The 18,441-nt window shown below is 43.0% G+C and carries 27 protein-coding genes; 3 read left to right on the forward strand and 24 right to left on the reverse strand.

Annotation, left to right across the window (positions count from 1 at the left end; genetic code table 11):
- Positions 1-322: 322 nt before the first annotated feature.
- Positions 323-526, forward strand: coding sequence for a hypothetical protein (locus A4U55_RS07475; protein WP_003660029.1), 204 nt, complete (start codon positions 323-325; stop codon positions 524-526).
- Here A4U55_RS07475 and A4U55_RS07480 read toward each other — a convergent pair.
- The 14 genes from A4U55_RS07480 to A4U55_RS07545 all read right to left on the reverse strand — a co-directional run bounded on the left by A4U55_RS07480 (position 523) and on the right by A4U55_RS07545 (position 12,265).
- Complete coding sequence (locus tag A4U55_RS07480; protein ID WP_063454187.1) at positions 523-1,188, reverse strand: phage minor tail protein L; 666 nt, start codon at positions 1,186-1,188, stop codon at positions 523-525. The genes A4U55_RS07475 and A4U55_RS07480 overlap by 4 nt on opposite strands.
- Positions 1,189-1,286: 98 nt before the next feature.
- Positions 1,287-1,679 carry a hypothetical protein gene (locus A4U55_RS07485; RefSeq protein WP_063454188.1) on the reverse strand — a complete coding sequence of 131 codons (393 nt, stop codon included), beginning with the start codon at positions 1,677-1,679 and terminating at the stop codon, positions 1,287-1,289.
- A gap of 103 nt (positions 1,680-1,782) precedes the next feature.
- Positions 1,783-2,112 carry a phage tail protein gene (locus A4U55_RS07490; RefSeq protein WP_080534138.1) on the reverse strand — a complete coding sequence of 110 codons (330 nt, stop codon included), beginning with the start codon at positions 2,110-2,112 and terminating at the stop codon, positions 1,783-1,785.
- 10 nt (positions 2,113-2,122) lie between these two features.
- Positions 2,123-5,806, reverse strand: a complete 3,684-nt coding sequence (locus A4U55_RS07495; RefSeq protein ID WP_227513444.1) for a tape measure protein — start codon at positions 5,804-5,806, stop codon at positions 2,123-2,125.
- Between the two features lie 59 nt (positions 5,807-5,865).
- Positions 5,866-6,702: a DUF6414 family protein gene (locus A4U55_RS07500; protein ID WP_063454190.1), complete on the reverse strand. Its 837-nt coding sequence runs from the start codon at positions 6,700-6,702 to the stop codon at positions 5,866-5,868.
- Positions 6,665-6,847 carry a hypothetical protein gene (locus A4U55_RS07505; RefSeq protein ID WP_003661679.1) on the reverse strand — a complete coding sequence of 61 codons (183 nt, stop codon included), beginning with the start codon at positions 6,845-6,847 and terminating at the stop codon, positions 6,665-6,667. Before A4U55_RS07505 ends, A4U55_RS07500 begins: the two co-directional genes overlap by 38 nt.
- Before the next feature lie 157 nt (positions 6,848-7,004).
- Complete coding sequence (locus A4U55_RS09120; RefSeq protein WP_172953025.1) at positions 7,005-7,835, reverse strand: phage antirepressor N-terminal domain-containing protein; 831 nt, start codon at positions 7,833-7,835, stop codon at positions 7,005-7,007.
- Positions 7,836-8,118: 283 nt separating this feature from the next.
- Complete coding sequence (locus tag A4U55_RS07515) at positions 8,119-8,604, reverse strand: hypothetical protein (protein WP_051926236.1); 486 nt, start codon at positions 8,602-8,604, stop codon at positions 8,119-8,121.
- 1 nt (position 8,605) lies between these two features.
- Entirely contained in the window at positions 8,606-9,301 is a 696-nt protein-coding gene (locus tag A4U55_RS07520; RefSeq protein ID WP_051926237.1) for a hypothetical protein, read from the reverse strand.
- 81 nt (positions 9,302-9,382) lie between these two features.
- A complete protein-coding gene (locus A4U55_RS07525; RefSeq protein ID WP_003665929.1) occupies positions 9,383-9,631 on the reverse strand; it encodes a hypothetical protein in 249 nt (82 codons plus the stop codon).
- Between the two features lie 35 nt (positions 9,632-9,666).
- Entirely contained in the window at positions 9,667-10,128 is a 462-nt protein-coding gene (locus A4U55_RS07530; RefSeq protein WP_063454191.1) for a hypothetical protein, read from the reverse strand.
- A gap of 280 nt (positions 10,129-10,408) precedes the next feature.
- The gene (locus A4U55_RS07535; protein WP_063454192.1) at positions 10,409-11,317 is read right to left on the reverse strand and encodes a phage tail tube protein; all 909 of its coding nucleotides are present in this window, start codon (positions 11,315-11,317) and stop codon (positions 10,409-10,411) included.
- Between the two features lie 34 nt (positions 11,318-11,351).
- Complete coding sequence (locus A4U55_RS07540; RefSeq protein ID WP_003661873.1) at positions 11,352-11,870, reverse strand: DUF2829 domain-containing protein; 519 nt, start codon at positions 11,868-11,870, stop codon at positions 11,352-11,354.
- 8 nt (positions 11,871-11,878) lie between these two features.
- A complete protein-coding gene (locus A4U55_RS07545) occupies positions 11,879-12,265 on the reverse strand; it encodes a phage tail terminator-like protein (RefSeq protein WP_049166895.1) in 387 nt (128 codons plus the stop codon).
- A 371-nt stretch (positions 12,266-12,636) separates the two neighbouring features.
- On the opposite strand from A4U55_RS07545, the gene A4U55_RS07550 reads away from it, so the two are divergent.
- Positions 12,637-12,837 carry a hypothetical protein gene (locus A4U55_RS07550; RefSeq protein ID WP_003669653.1) on the forward strand — a complete coding sequence of 67 codons (201 nt, stop codon included), beginning with the start codon at positions 12,637-12,639 and terminating at the stop codon, positions 12,835-12,837.
- Here A4U55_RS07550 and A4U55_RS07555 read toward each other — a convergent pair.
- The 10 genes from A4U55_RS07555 to A4U55_RS08880 form a co-directional block, all read right to left on the reverse strand.
- Positions 12,834-13,181, reverse strand: a complete 348-nt coding sequence (locus A4U55_RS07555) for an HK97 gp10 family phage protein (protein ID WP_063454193.1) — start codon at positions 13,179-13,181, stop codon at positions 12,834-12,836. The two genes, A4U55_RS07550 and A4U55_RS07555, sit on opposite strands and share 4 nt — an antisense overlap.
- Positions 13,181-13,537: a hypothetical protein gene (locus A4U55_RS07560; protein ID WP_063454194.1), complete on the reverse strand. Its 357-nt coding sequence runs from the start codon at positions 13,535-13,537 to the stop codon at positions 13,181-13,183. Before A4U55_RS07560 ends, A4U55_RS07555 begins: the two co-directional genes overlap by 1 nt.
- Position 13,538: 1 nt before the next feature.
- A complete protein-coding gene (locus tag A4U55_RS07565; RefSeq protein WP_063454195.1) occupies positions 13,539-13,892 on the reverse strand; it encodes a hypothetical protein in 354 nt (117 codons plus the stop codon).
- Positions 13,893-13,948: 56 nt separating this feature from the next.
- Entirely contained in the window at positions 13,949-14,191 is a 243-nt protein-coding gene (locus A4U55_RS07570; protein ID WP_003658164.1) for a hypothetical protein, read from the reverse strand.
- Between the two features lie 9 nt (positions 14,192-14,200).
- A complete protein-coding gene (locus A4U55_RS07575; protein ID WP_063454196.1) occupies positions 14,201-15,154 on the reverse strand; it encodes a major capsid protein in 954 nt (317 codons plus the stop codon).
- 2 nt (positions 15,155-15,156) lie between these two features.
- A complete protein-coding gene (locus tag A4U55_RS07580; RefSeq protein ID WP_063454197.1) occupies positions 15,157-15,891 on the reverse strand; it encodes a DUF6651 domain-containing protein in 735 nt (244 codons plus the stop codon).
- Between the two features lie 75 nt (positions 15,892-15,966).
- On the reverse strand, positions 15,967-16,932 hold the full coding sequence (locus A4U55_RS07585; RefSeq protein WP_063454198.1) for a minor capsid protein: 966 nt from the start codon (positions 16,930-16,932) through the stop codon (positions 15,967-15,969).
- Complete coding sequence (locus tag A4U55_RS07590; protein WP_125903619.1) at positions 16,925-17,182, reverse strand: hypothetical protein; 258 nt, start codon at positions 17,180-17,182, stop codon at positions 16,925-16,927. Before A4U55_RS07590 ends, A4U55_RS07585 begins: the two co-directional genes overlap by 8 nt.
- A gap of 104 nt (positions 17,183-17,286) precedes the next feature.
- Entirely contained in the window at positions 17,287-17,583 is a 297-nt protein-coding gene (locus A4U55_RS07595; protein ID WP_003669671.1) for a hypothetical protein, read from the reverse strand.
- 39 nt (positions 17,584-17,622) lie between these two features.
- Positions 17,623-17,805 (reverse strand): transcriptional regulator, encoded by a 183-nt coding sequence (locus A4U55_RS08880; RefSeq protein ID WP_080534137.1) that lies wholly within the window; start codon positions 17,803-17,805, stop codon positions 17,623-17,625.
- Between A4U55_RS08880 and A4U55_RS07600 the strand changes: the two genes are divergently transcribed.
- Positions 17,786-18,436 (forward strand): S24 family peptidase, encoded by a 651-nt coding sequence (locus tag A4U55_RS07600; protein WP_063454200.1) that lies wholly within the window; start codon positions 17,786-17,788, stop codon positions 18,434-18,436. The genes A4U55_RS08880 and A4U55_RS07600 overlap by 20 nt on opposite strands.
- Positions 18,437-18,441: the final 5 nt, after the last annotated feature.

Below are 18,441 nucleotides of genomic sequence, written 5' to 3' on the forward strand. Positions count from 1 at the left end.
TTCAAAGGCTTATAAAATAAAAAAGCCAAATAATTTTGCGAAAAAACGCAGAAATTAATTGACTTTATTTGTATATTGTAATACAATACATTTCATCAACACAAGGGGTGTTGATTGGGCTAGGACAAGCCTAGCGGTAACATAAGGAGGAAAGGCAATGCTAAGACTCACAATCATCATTGCCCTGCTGTTGCAAGCTATCCAGCTTACTAACAGTAAAAGCCTAAGGTAGTTGCAGCTACTAAGGCAGGTTAGGTGGAAACGCCTAGCCACTCCTTACCCATTATCATAGCACCATTTTTATAAAAATCAAGGATTTTTTATGGCAGATAAAGCAAGCCCGCAAGCACGCAAAAAAGCAACCGCTAACTATTTTGATAAGTCACTGGCACGCATCGGACTTGTCATTAGCCATACTGAGCCTCATGTTTTAGATGCCTTAAATCAGATTATGGCTCATAAGGATTGCTCAAAGGCAATGGCAATCAAAATCGCTTTGGTTGAGTATGCCAAAACGCTTGACTAACCCACCAACCCAGCGGCAGGAAATCCGCCAAATCGCTGTTCATTATCTCTTAGTTTGCATTCGGTCATTCGCCCACCACATCTGTCTAGTGCTGGATTGTCGGTGGGCTTGCCGTCTGTGGTAAAGCGGTTGGTGCCGATATAGCCACATTCTTCGCCACGATAACGACCACAGACCGCCCAATGGCAGTAGCTGGTGATTTGACGCACAGGGATTTTTTGCCCTTCAAAGTCCACAGGGTTTGATAATTCAAAGGTGGTGGTGACATTGGTCTGGCTTGTTTTTTGCTCAATGTACCAGTTTTGGATTTTCAAGTTTTGTTCGTCAGCACTGGTCAGATATTCTGCTAATGTATGAATGACTTTTAATTTAGCCCCTACAAAATCACCGAACTTTAGGCATAAAAATCGTAAGGCTTGGGGTATGCCACCAATGTCGTTATGAATAATCAAAGTAGGGGTAGAAGCACGGCCGTCTGAACGCATCTCCAAACCGTCTGCCTTGATGGCGATGGGATGAAAATCCTGCCCCTGCCATCTAATCACCCCATCGTTATGCCCATGAAAACGGTAAATCTCACCGCCCAATTTACGTGCGTCTAATTCGTACAAGGTAATAAAGCCTTGTACAGTGGTTTGTTGTATGTCTGTGTTAAAACTCATGGCAATCTCATTTGATTAATCCGCCCAAGTGCCTGCATAACGCTAAGCACTTAGGCTATTACTTATCAGTTTAACCAGTAAGTTAAACTTACCTTAGCTTACTTATCTTGTTCAGCCTGTTCAGCCCCATCATCTGCCTTGTCTGTGGCTTCACTGGCAAGGGCAGCACGCACCCCATAACGGTCATTTTTATAAGACAAGCTAAACTCTGTGACCGTTTGGCTGTTGTCCCAGCCTTGCAGTTGACGCAGTTGATTGGACGCCCACGCTAAAAGGTCAGCACGAAACGCCGTGGTGCGATTGCGTTTTAGCACGCCGTTGTTAGGCTCACCGTTCGCCACCTCAAAGCCGTCATCCTCAGGGTAGTAGATGACTTCAATGGTGGCAGCTTTATCGCCATGTTGGTTTTTCCAAAAGTCCACCTGTGCGATAAAGCTCTGTAATACCTGTGCCTCGGTGCGTGATAGTTCGGTTAGAGTTGTTTCACTCATTGTTTTGCTCCTAAAAAAGCCCTTGATTTACAAGGGCTGTGGGTATGTCGCCGACATTAATGTCGTCGAGTTAAAAAACCGCTCATCAGATGGGCGGTTTGGTTTAAAAAACCTGTTCAAATTTTAGGCTAATCTCCCAAAAGTTGCCTTTTTTCTGACTGATTTCATAATTTTCACAGACATATTTTTTGGTTTGTCCATGCGGGTTTGTCCACAAAAACGGTATCACACCTTTGTGTTCATCAAGAAAGGTTTTGATGGGCAAGATGACCGTTTGCCAGTCGCCTGTTTTTGACCCTGACCAGTCCATACGCTGATTGTTAATACCATGACTGACACGCTGGGCATAGCCGTCACCAAATTGGGTTTTGCTAACAGCATGATGAACACTGGCGGACGCTCCCATGTTCATTTTCCAAGTGAAGGTTTTCATTTTTTACCCCCTATCGTCCGTTTTTAACGAAGTTATAAATGGAGCCACCTTGTCGCATTTCGCCATGAACGATGGCAAGAACGCCCGTTTTTAGGGCTTGCCCCATTTGATTTTTGCTATCATCTCTCACATCGTGTGAGCCGTCTGCGTTGATTGTGATGTGCTGGTTAATGACAACTTGTCCACCGCCATTGCTCATACTTGCTAACTTGTCATCCAGGGCTTTAGCAGTATGCCGTGGCAGTACACGCTCGCCTTTTTCTAAGTTCCAAGTACCTGATTTTGGCACGGACATAATGCCGTCGTGAGCTTGACCCACTGGCATGACCACCGATTTGATGGCACTGACAATCTTCGCCCCATGAGATACGGCTGTCGCCATATCTGCCAGCCCCTCAGGGAAACCCTTGGCAAGACCTTTACTGATGGCCTGCTGCATGGCAAGACCAGCTTGGGCGATGGCAAAGCCTTGTTGCATGGCAAACATGGCACGATATAGCCGAGACTGCTCACCTAGGCTGTCTTTGGCAATGCTGGCAAGTGAGCCGAACATATCTTCGCTGTCGCTAAGTATCAAGCTATTCATGGCGGTGCTATGGGCTTGTTCGATTTTGGCTCGCTCACTCGCTCCCCATTCTTTGATTTTGATTCGCTCTTCTTCGGTCAGTCGCTCGTTATCCAGCAGGGCTTGTAATCCTGTGTCTAGACTGGCGTACTGACCTGCTGTTTTGGCGTTTAACTCGTCATAATGATTGGTGGCGGGTGTGGCAAGTCCGACAGTTTGGCTGATGAGCTGTTTGGCTCGCTCAATGTCAAGATTTGCCCCCATCACTTGACTGTGCATGGTTAGCACATTGAGCTGGGATTTGAGTGTTTCAAGCCGTTTTTCTTCGTCTGTTTTTAAAGACTGAACAAGGCTGTGATATTCTTTGGTAACAAGAATTTTCTTTTGTTCTTGTTCTAAGGCATTTACCGCCATTTCTATCACTTTGTATTGCTCAGTGTGTCCATCTTTTAGCAAATGATTGTACTGCCCCAGCGTTTCAGTACGCTGTTGTTCAATGGCGAAAAGCTCTCGTGCCATACCTTCTTCCACGCCAAGTAAGGCAAGCTCATTTCTGCTGTCTCTGGTTTGCTTTTGTAATTCACGAGCCTTGGTAACAGCTTCTAAGGTGGCGAGCGTGCTTAAAATCTGCTTTTTCTGCTCTTCGTCAGCAAGATGCAGGGCGTTGGCGGTGTCTTGTAAATCATACGCCATTTCTAGGTATTTACTGCCATCAGCATTGGACAGGTGAATTTGACGCATGGCTTCTGTATATGTGCCTTGTAGCTCAAAATTGGCTTTGGCGATGTCCATTTCACGAGCCAACTTGCGAAGGTTATTTTTCATGTCATCGCTGGCACGATGAAACTTACCGCTTACCGATGTGATTTCAAATTCAATCTTGCTAAGTTCTGAGATAAAAGGCGTACTCATATCCCATTTAGCTCGTTCCCATTCGGCAAGCTGAGACTTGTAATTGTCATCCAACTCTTTTGAGGCTTTGCCTGCACCCTTTGCCACATCAGCCATAGACCCTGCCAAACCAAGATTGGCATCATGGGCTTGTTTGGCAGAGCTTTGCACTTTGTCATAGGCATTGACCACTTGGTTTTCTAGGTAGTGAGTATTATTTTTGGCGACGCTGGCGGTAAATCCTCCAAAGCCAAAATCAGTACTACCGTAATTCATGCGACCGATTCGCACCCGTCCAAGCAGTGCAACCGTGCCACCGCCAACCTTGCCAGAGATGGTATTTACACCATCAATAACAAAGTTGATTTTAGCTGTAACATCGTTAATAACGCCCTCAAGAACAAATGCGATAAAATTACCAATGCCTTTGAACACATTGGTGATTGCAGTACCGAGCGAGCTGATATTTTTCCACGCATACTGCGTAAAAGTAACCACACTCGCCCCTGCTAGGTCAAACACACGAGCGGTAATTTGCAGCACACCAACAAAGCCTTTGTGTGTCCCTGCAAAAAATCCCCCAAAGGCAGTTTGGGCAAAACTTGTGGCGTTAGCCGAACCGCCAATAAGATTGTCAAAGTAGTTAGCCGTTACTGTCCAAGCCGTCCCCAGTCCGTCCACAACACCACCAACAAAGTCCATTGCCAACACACCTGACACACTAAACGCATCGCCAAGCGACTCGATTGCTCCGCTTAGTCCTTCAGTGCGTGCGATGACCGCCCCAATGACGGCAGTCAAAACAAGAATGGGGTGAGCGGTGATGATCCGCCCAAGCGACATAAACGCACCGCCCAAGCCTGTGATGGTACGAGTGGCAAGAATGCCCACGCCCATCGCCCTTCGTTTAGCGGTGGTAACCCCTGCTAGGGCGAGCGTGTGTAGTCGTGCGGCCGCTGTGGCGGTATTAAAACTTTTTGCCAAACCAACCAATGAACGAGCATAGGCAACCGCATTTGTTGTGGCCTGTATGGTCTTCACAATCTTAAAGCCTAAGCCAGTGCTAAGCGACAGTATTTTAAGTTCTAGGACTTGATAAGCCGTGATTTGCCCTTGTACGCTAAATGCGTTGGCAACGCTGGCTTTGGTGCTTGCCACAGTTGCCCCTGTCAGTGTAACAAATGATGTTACTAAGGCAGAGTTTTTAGCGATGATGCCAAGCCATACCGCCCCGACCATCGCTGCCGCACTGACCAGCGTGCGAAAATGCTCAGCCGCCCATAAGACGGCATTGGCAATGTTTTGGCTCATCATGCTGTTTTGGTTCATGATGTCATCAATAAGATAATTATACTCGTTTTTAATGACTTGTAGGGCTTGTGATACCGTGGTTGGCATCTTAGCGGACATGGCGGACAGACTGTCCGTGGCTTTTGCCACCGCATTATAAACCACATCGGCGGTGATTTTACCGTCTTTGGCAAGATCTCTGATGGCATTTGATGTTACGCCCATCTCTTTGGCAATTAAATCCATCAAAATGGGAGCTTGTTCAGCCACTGAGTTAAACTCATCACCACGCAACACCCCTGACGCCAACGCTTGCCCAAGCTGGGTTAAAGCGGCCGCTTGGCTTTCTGCACTACCGCCACTGACACGCATTGCTGTTGTGATATTTTCGGTAAACTTAATCACTTCATCTTGGCTTTTGCCAAGTTGTTTTAATGACCGCTCGTTTGATGCGTACAATTGCCCAACAGAGTCAAGGCTGACCATATTACCCATCGCAATGCGTTCTATCTCACTCATTGCATGGGCATAATCTTTGGTGCTTGTGGTGGCAATTTTGATTTGACTTGTAAGGGTTTGCATGTCATCGGCGGTGGCAATGATACCGCCAACGCCAGCAACGGCAAGGGTGGTAAACATCACGCCTTTTAATGTGCCAAAAGCATTTTTTAAGCCATCTGTTTTACGCTTTAAGCCGTCAACATCATCACCTGCTTTTTTAGCACCATCGCCAAACTTTTTAGTCCCATCACCTGCTTTTTTAGCTTCATCACCAGCTTTTTTACTGGATTTTGACGCCTTATCCGCTTTGTCTGAAAAGCCATCAATACCAACGCTTGCCTTACCGCTTGATTGTTCAATCTTATCAAAATGCTCTTTTAGATTTCCCAAGGCGGTATTAGCACTATCGGCATTTACCTGTATGTCTAAGCGGTATGTATTTAACATAAATTCACCCAATAAAAAACCGCCCATAAAGGACGGTTGGTTTTTTAAGTTATATAGTGCTATTTAGCTTGTTGATTGGTGCGGATTACTCTAAAGATAGCAATCGGGGTGATACCATAACTGCTTGTATTCCTACCCATTGTTTCTTTGAGCGACTGAGACAATTCCAGGATTATATCGCCAAAGCTACCAGTTGTCATATCTATATTCATATCATCATTTGGGATGGCGTCTAACACTCCCAAAACATAATATTCCCCAAACAACACCTTACCATGCTTTAGGTTGATATCGTGTGGATTGCCGACCATTTCTCCACGATTTAAGGTCATCCATACCATGTCTCCACCGACTTTTAGTCTAGCTTCAAGTGCATATGGAATAGCCTTAATTAATTGAACCACCGGCTTGTTTTCCTCAAGCTTTTTCTTTACCGCCTGCCTTTTTCTATCACCATACAATTGCTTGTATTCTTCTTCGGTTGCAAAGTGCATTGTTGGCTCAAGTAGATTTTGCAGTGTTTCTATATCTGTAATGCTTAGCACACCGTTTAATAACACCAAATTACCTGCTGAATTCTCACCAAGTTCTCGACTGATAAATCCTAACTCGTCTAGCTTATCAATCATTTCCCTAGGTAATGTTGGTGTCGCATCATAAGTCTTTTCGCTAGATTGATTTTCACCTGTAGCATAGTTCACCTTAGCGTCAATCTTTGCCATAGCATTTACGCCAAAAGCACCCTCGCTCGCTAAGCTGCTATTAAGTGCGTTATTTGCCTTAATGCTAGCCAACGAGCCAAACCCTGTCAGCTGCGCATAAAACGAGCGAATTTTAATGCTGTCAAGATATAAAAAATCAAAGAGAGATTCTGTGGTTGGTAATTCTTGCGCCACGGTTAATCTCCTCTTTTACCTTTTTTTGCTCTTGGTGAAATTTCTCGGTTTCCCTGCTCATTGCTTGGTTTAGGCAACTAAACATATCACGCAAAAGTTGAGCAGAGTGGTGAGTTGCATCTGATTTTTTAGCATTATCTTGCATACACCCATCTCCTTGATGATAACAATACTAAAAGTATCGCTGAAATTATATTATAGCAAGCATGATATGGTTTGAACAATTTGTTTTACTTATCAATAACAAATACCAATGCCCCACTCACCATCTGATGAGCAGGGTTTTAAAACTTGTTTAATTCTTAACGATAAATCAAGGCAGCGCCACCATAATAATTTAAGCGACCTGGCTCAAACATGGGCTTGCCCTGCGTATTTTGCAAATCCAAAGCTTGAGCAATTTTGGCAATTCTTAAGATGGTATCTTGCCCGTCATGGTACATTTTTTGTGCGACATTCTCATCCATAAATGGCAATTCTTTTAAGCTTTTGATCAGCTTAAGATATGCTCGGATATTAGTTACACTATCTGTCAGTGCAATGTATAGCTGTTCATAGCCATTGCCGTGATTGTCAAAGCCATAATTGCGGATAAATGACATGGCGGTATCAAAATCACTTGCCAAAAGCTCGCTATATCGTGGAATGTTAAATTTTTGATGTAGCGCGCTATAAATCGTCTGATAATGCCGACGATTTGACTGGCAGCGGCGAGCGACCGCTTGGCGGATTTGAGCTTGTTGTTCGACGCTGATCGTATGGCGTCTTGGATTGATCGCCACGCCATCATGCCAATAGTCAAATAACGCTTGATAGCATTCTTTTTTGTAAGTGATGAGCGTTTCTTTGATTTCAGCTTTGACACGGTTTGTATCTACACCAAATAACCAACCATTTAAATATTGGATTGGTAGGCATAGCATTTTGTAGATTTTACGGTCTGCACCAGTTGTTGTTATCATAACAATAACTGAATTTAACACTTCATCACGCTTTATTCTTGTAAATTGGCTAGCCCAATCAAGACCAATATTTTCGCAAATTGGTTTCATGGCAACATAATGGTTACCGTCTTTTTCAAGCGTGATTAAGGTTTGATTGTGAAAATTCACGGTTTGGATTTGATTTGTCATGATGACACCTTTGAGATTTAGTTGGTAAAAATCGCATAGAGCGACAGGTTTCAACTACTGCTCAAAGACAGCGGAGCTTATTTCCCATTACTGGGTGTTGTATTAGGCTCTCTCAACCCGTCATAAGACGATTTGAAATGGTTTTTATCACAAAAAGAATTCGGATTAACTTTGGGATAAAATAGGCATAAAAAACACGCACTTTCGGGGCGAGATTTGATACCGCTTTGAGTTTAGTAGTAAGTATATAATACAACAAAAGCCCCACCATGTAAAGTGGATTTTACTGCCAATTCATAATTAAGTCTTTTGCCTTGTTAATATTAATCTTATCATCTATTGCCGTTGATGCTTTAAGTAAATTCTTAATGTCAGAAATTAGGACATTACTATCACTAGCAAAATAAGATTTATCATAGACTTTTCCATGAACACTACCCCAATGACGGCATAGCTCGGCTATCATTTCATCATCATACCTTAGTGCCAAATTTACACGGTCAATGACTTGTTGATAACAACCATTTTTTAAATCCTGCTTGTTCAAAATCCGAAAGATTTTAAACAGCTCTTTATAATGAGCCTTGTAAATTGTTGGCGGTTCGCATGAGATTTTTAACATCTCAACTGCTTTACTTAAATCGCCCGACTTCTTAACTTCCAGGGCTTCCAAGTAGTTATCAAGGTAATCATCTTCGCTATGTATGGTCCAAGAACCATCGGGGTGTTCTGTGATGATAGTCCTGAACCCAAAATCCTTATTTTTCATGCTAATTGCTAGGGAATTTGTGTTTATTAAGGATTTTGATTGAACCGTTGGATTTGTCTATAATCAAGGCTTCCACAGGTGTTTTGGCTTCACCAACTTTGCTTTCCGCCTTGACATAAATCTCAATTTTTTTCGCCTGCTCAAAATCACTCTTATAACTATGAACTTTTAAGTTGTGAATAAGCGGTTTTAACTCACCGCCGTCCACTCTATACCCAACAACTCCTGATGTTGGCATATCCAAAACAGATAGCTCATCCCCTTCTTTAACAGGAAGAAACGCACCCTTCATTTCCCAATTTTCTAGATTGATACTAACCGAGAAAGAATATGGGTCTTCTTGGATGTTTGGGTATCTATATCCCGACAGGTCAAACAGGGAAATTTTTCTGCGATAATCTGGAAAATGGCTTAACAGTGTTTCATAATCCTTTGATTTCATCTCAATAACGCCTTTATTCTGAGTGATTGAGATGTTAGGGCAGGTGAGTTTATAATCGGTATATCCCGCCCTGTCTGATTTAACAGGGTTGGGGAAAGAGGCTTCCTTCTTCCAATCCGCATACAGCTTGATACTGTCATTATTGGCATTTAGAATTAAAGATACAGTATCACAAACGATATCCTTCTTTGGTTGTGCGTGTGCAAAACCTGTAAATGAAAGCCCAATCAAAATAAATTTAAAAAGCTTTTTCATTCAATAACTCCCTAGTTAATCGGAGTTATAACTTTACAACATTTTTTCTTGTTTGTTAAGATATTATTTTGAAATAAAGCCCTAAGTTTTCTTAGAGCTTTTGTTATACTCATCAAGCCATAAATCATCAAGCATAAAAATAAGCTCAAACAGCCACGCCCTGGGCAATAAGCTTTGATAATGCTCACAAACATCACAAACATCACGCACAGACAACGGTAGGGCTATGCCTTGGGTGTATCGCCTTGCTCGGTTTGCCAGAGCAAAAACCATAAAGATATTGTCAACATACACATCACTAACAGCAGGCGTGGGTAAATCAATCCCCAACCGCTGATAGCTCTCAATACGGTTTGGGGTAAGTGTTACCCTGATTTTTTCCCATTGGTAGCAGTCATGGACTTTTTTACCAGTTTTGCCTTGTTGTCTTCAAATTCTTGGCTAAGGCTGGCATAAGTTTCAAATAGCAAGGTAATAAACTGTGTTAATTTGTCTTTTTCAAAACCTTGGTCAAGCAAAATTAAAAAGTTATCGCCATTGACCGCTAATGGCTCACCATCAGCGGTAACATTCCATTGACTGATACAATACTCACCTAAGATAAATAGCATGGCTTCGTACTCACCAATTTCATCTTGGCTATCACGCTTTAAGCTGTCTTTGGTTACCTTTTTGGGCGTGTTTGCTATCTTTTGTACTTCAGCGGCTGCTCGTTTAAACGCTTCGCTTGCTTGAATTTCAAGCGTCAATTCAAGCCCATCAAATTCAATCTCACGCTTAGCATTAATCTTAGCGTCTTTTTTTAATAGTGTTAAATCAAATGCCATGTTATTTTTTCCTTAAAGTTTATCGAATCGTATGGATAATATTGCCCATCTTAATTAAAAAACAAATGAACGGCGGTTAAAATCATATCCAGCTTATAAAGCGTAATCAGACTTGCCACCATCAGCCAAATGACAAATAAGCCATGTTTTTCAATTAAATATTTCATAAAATCCACAATTATGGTAATATATTCCACAAGTTAATTCCTTTTATCTGCCAAAAGGGGTTAATAAAAAAGCCTAGCTATTTGCAGTAGCTAGGCTTTTGTTTTATCACTGATTAGGCGGTATGTTTCTCAATGACTGGGCTTTCATCAACCACCGTGTAAGACAAATCCACGGTTACCAAATCCGTGCCTGATGGGCTTGGAATTTCGCCTGATACCTGAAATTTGGGGATTTTAATCACATACTTACTATTACCAAACTTAATCGGCAACTCAAGGCTTAGCGTTGCCCCTGTCATTTGGTTACTAATCATCTCATGGGCTTTTTGGCTATAAGCAATCGTCATAGAGCCTGTAATGTTGGTAAGCATGGCTAAGATATTACCACCATAGATATTATCGCCCAAGCACTTTTGTACTTCTGTTTGGTTATCAAGCTCAAAACTAAAGCTTTCAACACACACATCAAGTTTTGTGCCATTTACTTTAATCTCGCCAATAGACAAACCGCTTGCCTTAGCGGTATCTGCTTGGGCGGTCGGTGTTTTGGCAAATGATTCCGTTTTACTTTCTTGATAGCCTAGGCCTGTCATGCCAAATTTTAGTTTAATTAGGCTTGATGTATCCACACTCAGCCCAAAGCTTGAGACCACACAACCTGTAAAGACATGGTTAACATTAATATCGCTAAAATCCTTGGCTATAGCAAACTGATGTTTTGTTGCACCAACACTTAGCGTATTAGGGCTAGCACCTGCTGACCATTCACTCCAAAAAGCAGCAGCAAGTAATTCATCATACGCCCCAAACATAAGCTCGGTCTCAATATCGCCTTGTACTGACGCTGATGTTACCATGCCCGCTTTTGCCATGCGTGAGCCTGACAGCATTTCACTGTTTGTAAGCTCTGTGGCAACGGTTAAGCCATTACTGATATTTGGTAAGGTTTTCCAGCCAGTTTTTGGCAGGGTTTCGCCTGTTTGTTTGGCATACGCCGTTTTAACAAATGCTCCACTAGACATAATTTCTACTCCTAAGCCCTATGGGCTGTTAATATTACTGTACGACAACCCAATCTTCTGCCAACATATCAGTTTGACTGGCAAGCCAACCGACTGCAAATTTATTGTCTGCTGTTTTCATCGTGATAGATGGCACGGTCAGTTCGCCATTTTCATTCTGCATATCTGACAAATTAGCCTTAGTCTTAAAATCAATGTCGGTAGCAAGCAACAAATACATACCCTTGCCATTCCAACCTTTACGAGCGACTTTTTTACCGCCTTTTAACAACTCCACCGCTTGCCCAAAGGTTAAATTGTCGTTTTTATATTGCTCTTCAAACGCAAGTTTGGGTAACCACGACACATAACCATCAAAGCCGTCCACATTGCGTTCGGACACACCTGCATTAACGACAAGATAGCCGTCATCGTTAGGATTTTCATTATCAGGCACTTGCCACCCACGCAAATCATTGTATTCTTGACGGTTGAGCGGTGTTGCTTGTACCGTTCGGGTGGCAACAAATGAAGTAAGTAGGGCTGTTAAAACAGATGCAGTGATTAATTTCATAAAATCTCCTAATAGTACCGATACGGCACACTCACATTTATTTGATAAATACCGTCATTAGACGGCACATTGATGATGCTAGGGGCTAATAGTTCAAGCCGTCCTAACTGTTTTGCTTTTAGATGTTGGGCTAGGCTATCCGACCATATCTTAATCTTAACCGTGCCTAAATCCTGTGGGCAAAACAGCTGTATCACCAGCGTGCCTTGTTGCAGGATATTAGGCGTATTGCTAATACTGCGTACTTGATTGACACCACCCAAAATTGTAACCCTGCCCCAAATGCCATCAGGGGGTTTAAAGTTTCGGTTTTCTTTGGCTAAGGGGACATCATCAAAATGCTCCCAGGCTTTGATATGACCAAGGATTGTTTGTTCAATGTGAAAACTGTTCATTGTTTTATCCAATAAAAAACCGCCTATCTGATGATGGGCGGTTTGTTTTGTCAATCATTTTTTTGGCAATAAAAAAGCCAAACATTTTAGAGAAAATGATTGACTTTATTTGTTGGTTAGCTTACAATATACACCAACAAGACAAGGTATTATCAGTCTTGGAGGTGGTAGCAAGGTTGCTGGAACAACCAAGCTACTGTACACTCACTAGCAGAAGGAAAAAGCGATGAAAACTTTCATACAAATCGCAATTATCCTTGTGTTGATTATCTTACTAAAATCTAGCAGTTAAGTCAAGCTCTAATCAACACAACGCAAGTCTCACAGCGACATCGTGGGGCTTGCGACTGCACAACCTAGGAGATTAAACCATGCCAAAAATCACAAGCACCCCAAAAAGCCAAACACAGCGTACCGCTGACTCTGATGCTAAGCGTGGCTTTAAAACCAAAGGCTTAAAGCTACATATTGATGACATTAGCTTAATAGAAAACTTATCCAAACGCTTAAATATTCCCCAAAATCAGCTCATCATGGATGCTGTGCGTGCATATCAAAGACAGCTTGATTAACCCAAATTGGCGATGGCACTGTTAAAGGCATTACCGTACACCCCTGTTGGGGCTTGTTGTGACCAGCCGTGTTCAAGTCGCAACGCATAGGGCAGGTTGTTTTGAATGTAGATGAGTGGGTAGGTGTGTTTTGGAATGCCTAAGACAAGCTCAACACCGCCGCCTGTCTCGGCATAGCTAGGACTGCCAATGCTGATATGATGGGCATTTTTGTAACGCCCTTTACGCACAGGACTTAGAGCGATGACATTGTTATAACAGTCAATGGCAAATTTGCGATAAGTGGCGTCAATCTCATCAGCAATCGGATCAATGCTAAGCTTTTTATTCCATTTAATGCCCATTAAAAGCCCCTTAGCTGAATTGTAAAGCTCACCTCAGCAGGATCATGACTGATACTGATGATTTTCATCTCGTTAATCTCATCATCAATCTGTGGTATCTCTGTCAGCTCATCTTGTAAGCAAATCAGCTTAACATCGCTTTGCATGATGGTCTTGTTATCAATCTCATAGGCGTGAAAGCCTGTAAAAACGCCCCTACCGCTGTAATTGATGGTAGATAGTACTTGGGTATCATTAACCGCCCAATCGTCATCAGATAAGATGACACGCCTGCCTGTGAAGTCTTTGGCTACATCTTTTAAGTCGCCATCAAAGGCTTGGGCAATTTCAGTACTAATTTCAGCTTTTAACCCCATTTCACACCCTAACCAAAGGCAAGCCAAACATTCCCAAAGGCTGTTGTAAATACGGCTCAATAAGTGCTAAAGCGATTTGCTCATTTTGGCTCATCGCCTGCCCTTGCTCACCATCTGCATAGGTTTTTGAGACAGACACATCACCTGCTTTAGATGATTTGCTCGTCACTACGCCTTCGGTGCGTCCTGCCAACAGTTCGCCATTCATAAAAGCATGGGCAAGCTCAAGCCCTGCCTGCTTGATAGGCTCTGGCACATCGCCCACAAACTTCACACCTTTATTGATGAGATAGGCATTAACCACCATCAGCACACGCTCTTTATCAGGCGTATCAATGGGTAAATCATCTAACATAAAAACCCCCTAAAATACCCTTATAAGGATTTGGGTAAACCCCTATAAGGGTCAGATTATTCCTCTTTTGGCTTTCGGGTGCGTTTTGGCTTGGTATCGTCATCGGACACATTATCATCAAGCTCAAATCTTGGCAAATGCTCATAAGCTATTGGCACTTGCCCACAAACTTTATCACATTGTTCAAGATAATCTACCGCACCATAGGCTTTGGCGTTGCGAATAATAAGCCCATGCTGTTTAGCATAGGCTTGATTTTCTTGGCTAAAGTCATCGGTAAAATACAAAATACGCTCCATACCTTACCCCTAGGCTTTTGCGACAACCAACACGCCTGCGGTATCTTTGTCGCTTGATGCTGTCTTTTTCCAGTTGGTAGGCGTTGCCAATGCACCAGCGTTAGGATTTGCACCGCCTGCGGTCATATCCCACGTATACCCTTTAACGGATGCACCATAAGACCATTCAGCTTGATAAGCATTAGTGATGTTCTCTGTGCCTGTTTTTGGCACAATCACGCTGTTAAAATCGTTTTGGTTGTGGACAATCAAACCGCCTTCGGTTAAGCCCAAAATGTTATGCTTAGTGCTTTCATCGACCAAATCAGGGCAATCGGTTATGATAAACAAGCGTCCTTGTGGGTCTCGCAGTACACTGACATTTTCATAAGTGAATAGTCGCTCGTTGTTGCCAAGTGCTTTTAGTTGTAGGTTTGTCAAAGCACCAGAGTGCATTACCCACGCTCCAATCGCTTGTGAACGGTCGCCAAAACGGCTAGCCCCTTTGGTTAGGCTTGCAAAATCAAGGGCGGTTGTACCATCGCCTTCCACAAGAGCGGTATTGCCTTTAATGGCTGATACACCGCACTTAATGGCGGTATTTAGCATATCGGCAATGGTTGCACGTCCAAGCTGTTCACCAATCTTGATAGCGGCAAGCTGTGGGTTTTGCATTGTCCAGTTGTACTGTGCTGCCTCCCATAGGATTTCAGGCGTACCTGCTGCGATTTTTACCGCCACGTTTTTATGTTGGGTCAATCGTGCAGATGAAATGTTGTTTTGCCCATTTTCCACATCACGATGACGTACAAGGTTGGCAATCGCCTTAAAAGATGACGCTACATCAAAATCGCCCTTAAACGGCTTGGCAATCAGTTGAATTGTGCTGTTAGATTGTGCGTTAAATTTATCCACTTGTTGAGCGATAGTCTCGGTCATTACAAGGTGGGTTTCTTGGTTAAATTTGACTAAATCAAAAGCCATATTTATTCTCCGTTGTTTTGTTCATTTAGCCATGCAACACGCTCCTCATCGGTTTTGCAATCGGCTAAGGATTTGGGTGTATTTTTGCCCACGCCTGCTTGTGTCGCACCTGCACCACTTGCACCACTACCACGCAAAATGCTGTCTTTGTGTGGGTATTGGCTGATGATGGTTTCTAGTGCTTCGTCAAAATCTGCAAGCTCGCCTGGGTTCTTGCGTGAGTAAATCGGGTTTCCCCCCAAATTAGCCACAATCTTGCCGTTTTCCATCGTGAAATGACTGCCAAATGAACTTTGGACAATGTCAGACGGCAACAGCGTTTTGTCTTTGATAAAACTTGAGCGGGCAAATGCACCACCAATCACGGCATTGTTATATTCTTGTTTAATCTTATTGATTTGTGCGTCTTTCTCGGCAAGCTGTTCATCAAAAGCCTTTTTCGCTTCCGCTTTGACTTTCTCAACTTCGCCTGCGTCAATCAATCGCTTATCATCAAGGTTTTTAACCGTTTCAAGGGCTTTTTTAGCATCGTCAGCATTTAGACCATCAAAAGCCTTAAGTAAGGTTTCCGCTTTTTCTTTGGCTTCTCGGTGCTGTTTGGCTTCTGCATTGAGTTGTGAGATTTTCGCCATGTTTTGCATGGCGTCAAAAGCAATCTCTTGCCCATCGTCATACATATAAACAGGCTTACCATCTTGCACAACCACATTACCGTTTTCATCAAGTTTTAATTTCATAACAAACTCCAAAAATCGTCTTTCCAGACGTTACACCCTAGTTTTCCAACATCGGGCAACAAACCCACAAGGGGGCTAAAAAACTTTTTCAAATATCTTAGGTTCAAGCTGTCTCATTTCATCAAGTGTCAACGGCTCAAAGTTTTTATCAAGCTGTAATGCCTTAAACCGCTCAATTCCTATCTCGCCAAACAGTTTCGCTCTCGCTTTACCAAGCGCCATCTCTTGCGTTTCCAAAGCTTGCTTTTTTAGCCATTCATAATAGCTAACATTATCTGTTACACCGTTTTCACTGGCACGCTTAGTAGGTGCTGTCATTCCCTTATACACAAGGATGGTTGTACTACGGCAATTATGATGATAAGGGGGATATTTAGCCTTATCAATCGGCATTATCGTATGGTCTAAATACCTACAAATGGGGCTTGTGCGTGTATCAAGCGTGGCTAGTACCTGCACCCCTTGGATAATATCACTATACTGCACCACAAACTCTTTTTGGGCTTCGCTTGAGATAATCGCCGTTCCTGTGCGTGCAATGGTTTGGGCTTGGCGTTTGGTGGCGGTTAAAATACCATCTTTAAAACCGCCCTTTTTCGTGCCACGGATTGCCTTTACCAATTGGTCGTTTGTCCACCCCTCATAATGGGCAAGGCGTATCACGGCGGTTAGACGGTCAGCTTCATCATCGGCAAACTTGGCAAGCAATTCATCAAGGCTTAAGCCCTTAGTAACATTCAACGGCTTTTCAAAGGCGTGCTTGATCGCCTTGTCTAGCTTGTCATTTTTGGGCTTGGCAACCTTAGCAAGTTTTCGCTCATGCTCAATTCTTAGCCCAAAAAATCCACGCCATTCATTTTTAAGCACCACGCCATAGCCTGTAAACACTTGCCAAAACCGCTTACGGCTTGATTTGATGTGCTTGTATTCGCTAACGTCAATATCATCAATGATTTGGTTAAGCTCGTCATCTGGGAATAACTTAACCAAAAATGCCTTGAACCGCTCAATCATCACGGCAAGCAATAACTGTTTATCCATCTAATAACCCATCAATATCATCATCGGTTAGCTCGGCATTAATCAGATTAAACTCACGGGCTTTGTCATAAATCACGGTTCTTGGCAACTTACCACCATCAACCAACTGTGCAAGCCCCGTCAGCACACCCACATCTACCGCAAGTTGGTTAAACTGCTGACGAATGATAAATTTAGGCTCATCATCAATGCCCATATAAACATTGCACCATCTAAGTAGGGTTAAAAAGCCTTCGTTAAGGTTCGCCACACACAAAGACGCTTGGCTGTGCTGTGCTGATGTTTCATTTTCTGCTTGGGTTGCTGTTTTGATTGTACTGTTTGCTTGCTTGTGCGTTCAGTAGCCTTGTTTGACTACCTAAAGTTGTTGCCGATATGCCGTTTTTCTTGAATTTGTAAGCCAGTCATACGCTTACCTGACCTTTTTAGATAACACAAAACAAGGTGCATTTTGCTATTTATCCTTTGGTTGTTAAAATCACGCTTTTTTGCTGATTTTTTCTTTGGCTGTTCGGAATTGTCAAGATTGATGACTTTGCCACCTTTTTTGATAAATTCAGCGATTTGTTGCTCTTGGGCGTCTAAATCTGTTCTTGAATAATTAAAATCATTGCTCACAGAATTAGAGTTTGGTATAATAAATTCGTTCATTTAACTTTCCTTAAGTTAATCCGAAAATGGACACCGCCCCTAGCGATAACTAGGGGTTTTTTGTTGTTCTCTGACATATTCCCAATTAATATCAGGACGCAAGCCTTCCGCTTTTACCTTACCGCCTGTCGCTTGCTCAATAGCTAAGCATCTACCCCTTGGCGGATTGTTTTTATCCCATTTACTCAATGCCCAAGGCGTGATGCCAAGTGAGCGAGCCAAGGCTGATCAATTTCCTAAAATGATACGCCGTTATTCCAAAGGTCAAGCCAAGCCAAGAAACGACAAAATGAAACTGCTTACGCAATGTCTTGGTGTACCTATAACTTGGCTTGATTACGGCGAAGGTGAGATGACAAAAAATAATGATAAACTCACCCCTATCATTGAATGGGACGATAGCACCCCACTGGATGATGATGAAGCTGAGATCCCTTTTTATAAAGACATTGCCTTTGCTTGTGGGCATGGTGCAGTCAATGGTGATGCACCGCTTGAGGGTCGTAAGCTGCGCATGGGCAGACGCACCTTGAGCAATCTGGGTGTGATGCCCATCAATGCCTTTGCAGTCACTGCGTGCGATGACAGCATGACGCCCTATGTGCAAGATGGCGACACCATCTATATCGATAAAAGACGAAAAGAAGTCAAGGATGGGCGGATTTTTGCAATTCGCTTTGGGGAGCTGTGCTTATGTAAGCGTCTGTACCGACTGCCTGATGGTGGCGTGCGTATCGTCAGCGATAATGCCGCTGAATTTCCTGAGCAGGTCGCCACCAAGCAGCAGATCAGCGATGGTGAGTTTGAAGTGATTGGGTGGGTGTGGAGTGTCAGCCGTCTTGAGCGGTGGTGATGAAT

The sequence above is a fragment of the Moraxella catarrhalis genome (genome assembly GCF_001632285.1).
GTDB classification, from domain to species: domain Bacteria; phylum Pseudomonadota; class Gammaproteobacteria; order Pseudomonadales; family Moraxellaceae; genus Moraxella; species Moraxella catarrhalis.